Raw genomic sequence first — 3,328 nt, 5'->3', positions numbered from 1 at the left:
TATATTTTTAATATAATATTTATGCCTTTAAATGTTCCAGAGAGATCATAAGGATAAAGCTAGTAATACTATTATGTGTGTATAGTATGCCTTTACCTTTTGGTAAAGGCTTTTTTCTTTCAGATGCCTTAGGTCTCAAGGAATAAATAATACTATAAGGTGGGGGGAATTATGGAATTAAAATCAGTGTTATTAGATGAAAAAGCCATAAAAAGAACATTGACAAGAGTAGCACATGAAATTATTGAAAAGAACAAGGGAATAGAAAATATAATACTTGTAGGAATAAAAAGACGAGGTGTACCAATTGCAGAAAGAATTGCTCTTTTAATAGAACAGTTCGAAGGAATTAAAGTCCCAGTAAGCAGTGTTGATATCACTTTATATAGAGATGACCTTACATCAATAAATGATCAGCCAGTTTTAAATGATTTAGATTTAGGTATAGATGTAATAGGAAAAAAAATAATTTTAGTAGATGATGTATTGTACACTGGAAGAACCGTAAGGGCAGCAATCGATGCCATAATAGATAAGGGTAGGCCTCAAATGATACAATTAGCTGTTTTAGTAGATAGAGGACACAGAGAACTACCAATTAGAGCAGATTATGTAGGAAAAAACATACCTACTTCAGGCAAGGAAATGATTTCTGTTGAACTTTCAGAAATCGATGAAAAGGATTCAGTAAGTATATTTGAACTTTGATCTTTTTTAATATAGTCCAGCGAGACTAAAAGGAGGAACTAAATGAAAGATTTTATAGATGTTGATGAAAGATTACCGATACTCAAGACTATCCCGCTAAGTCTCCAGCACTTATTTGCTATGGTGGGGGCAACTATACTTGTACCAATGATCACAGGCCTTAGTCCATCAATTGCACTGTTTTGTAGTGGTGTAGGAACACTATTGTATATTTTATGTACAAAAGCTAGGCTACCAGCATATGTAGGATCATCCTTCGCATTTATAGGACCTATGGGTGTAGCCACAAAGTTATATGGACAAAGTTCTATGCTATCAGGAATTATCGCTGCAGGGTGTGTATATGTAATCGTAGCTTTTATTATTAAAATTGCAGGAACCAAATGGTTAGATAGAACGTTATCCCCAGTTGTGGTAGGTTCTGTTGTAATTGTAATTGGACTTAGCTTAGCTGGCGTTGCAATAAATTGGGCAGGACTAAATGCTACATTTACAGACCCAGCGCTGGAAGGTGTATCTAGAGGTACATGGATATTAGTATCAATGTTAACACTAGGAACAGCAATAATGGGTAGTATGTATTTTAAAGGGTTTTTCGGAGTAGTACCTATTTTGATCGCAATGGTAGTTGGATACGCACTTTCTATATTCCTAGGAGTAATTCCAAGCGAAGCTTTAAAGGAAATAGGGTCTGCTAAATTTATTACATTACCAAGTTTTGTGATGCCAACTTTTAACATGAATGCAATTATGCTCATGGCACCAGTGGCTTTCGTAACCCTGGCTGAACATATTGGACATGTATATGTTACAAGTAATGTTGTAGGACGTGACTTCACAAAAGATCCAGGTCTTAATAAATCAATACTGGGAGATGGTGTTGCTACAATATTTGCAGGTTTTGTAGGAGGGCCGCCTAATACGACTTATGGTGAGAATATAGGGGTTATGGCAATCACAAAGGTTTACAGTGTTTGGGTAATTGGAGGAGCTGCTATCATAGCAATCATATTATCATTCATAGGACCAGTTTCAGCAGTAATAGCAAATATTCCACTGCCTGTAATTGGAGGAGTTAGTGTAATGTTATTTGGAATAATTGCATCCTCTGGTTTTAGAATTTTTGTGGAAGATAAAGTTGATTTTAGTAAAAAGAGAAATTTAATAATTGCATCTGTGATAATAGTTTTGGGTATTGGTGGAGGCGGTATTACGTTCCCATTCGCAGGAGCGCAAGTTGACATTGCAGGGGTTGCTCTAGCTACGCTAGTGGGTGTAATATTAAACTTAGTTTTACCTGAAAAGAGTAAGGCAGGGGATAATTAACAAGGCTTTTAAATAAAAAAAATAAACTTAAGTGTCAGAGGTAATTCTGACACTTTTATTTTTATGTACCTGATTTTCATGTGCATAATTTAAAATTTCTAGACAATAGTAACAAATAGAGATATTATAATATGAGTGATACTAGCAATAAAGAAAAGAAGAAATGGGAGAGATAATATATGATGTATACTTTAATTGCCACTACTACTTTTGGAATAGAAGCAGTTACAGCGAAAGAGCTAAAAGTACTAGGGTATGAAAATTTAAATGTGGAAAACGGAAGAGTAACCTTTGAAGGGGATGAAATGGATATTGCTATATGCAATACTTGGCTAAGAACCGCGGAGAGACTTTATATAAAGATGGCTGAATTTAAGGCATTGTCCTTCGAAGACTTATTTCAAGGAACACTTGCAGTTGATTGGGGTAATTTAATACCTGAAGATGGTAAGATGCATATCGTAGGCAAATCTGTAAAATCACAGCTACATAGTGTGCCAGATTGTCAAGGCATAGTAAAAAAAGCAGTAGTAGAATCAATGAAGAAAAAATATGATAAAGAGTGGTTTTCGGAAGATGGCCCAGTGTATAAAATAGAGGTTGCTATTTTAAGAGACATAGTGACTTTATCAGTAGATACCTCAGGTGTTGGACTACATAAGAGAGGATATAGAGAATATGCTGGTGAAGCACCACTAAAGGAAACCTTAGCTGCAGCACTTGTTCTAATAAGTAAATGGGATAGCACAAGAGTTCTAGCAGACCCACTTTGTGGTTCAGGAACTATTCCCATAGAAGCAGCACTTATAGCTAAAAACATGGCGCCAGGATTAAACAGAGAATTTGTGAGTGAGACTTGGCCCAATATAGAGAAGGATGTTTGGGAGCAAGTACGAGAAGGTGCAAGAAAAACTATAAATCCAAACAAAGTTGAAATACTAGCATCAGATATTGATGCCTCTTTACTTAGGACAGCAGGTCAGAATGCTGAAAAAGCAGGAGTAAATGAATTTATAAAATTTCAAAAAATACCAATGCAAGAGTTTACGTCTAGGCAGAAATATGGGGTTATAATAACAAATCCGCCATATGGAGAAAGATTGGGAGAGCAAGCAGAAGTAAAAAAACTTCATGAAGGTCTTGGAGAAATGTATTCAAACTTAAATGAGTGGTCTTGCTTTGTTATAACATCTAACCGTGAGTTTGAGAAGCAATTTGGAAAGAAATCAGATAAAAACAGGAAATTATATAATGGAAGATTATTATGTTACTATTATCAATATATAAAAGAGGT

General features: G+C 35.2%; 3 protein-coding genes. All 3 read left to right on the top strand.

The genetic code is table 11. From position 1 onward, the window contains the following. Nucleotides 1-171 precede the first annotated feature (171 nt). A complete protein-coding gene (gene pyrR, locus JJE11_RS16880) occupies nt 172-708 on the top strand; it encodes a bifunctional pyr operon transcriptional regulator/uracil phosphoribosyltransferase PyrR (protein WP_291637719.1) in 537 nt (178 codons plus the stop codon). 42 nt (nt 709-750) lie between these two features. After that, complete coding sequence (uraA, locus tag JJE11_RS16875; RefSeq protein ID WP_291637717.1) at nt 751-2,034, top strand: uracil permease; 1,284 nt, start codon at nt 751-753, stop codon at nt 2,032-2,034. 179 nt (nt 2,035-2,213) lie between these two features. After that, nucleotides 2,214-3,328 (top strand): class I SAM-dependent RNA methyltransferase (locus tag JJE11_RS16870; protein ID WP_291637715.1); only part of this gene is annotated, 1,115 nt, incomplete at its 3' end.

This window comes from Clostridium sp., assembly GCF_016650095.1.
GTDB lineage: Bacteria > Bacillota > Clostridia > Clostridiales > Clostridiaceae > Clostridium_AD.
The sequence above is the reverse complement of the archived record's forward strand: the minus strand, read 5'-3'. Positions and strand labels throughout refer to the sequence as shown.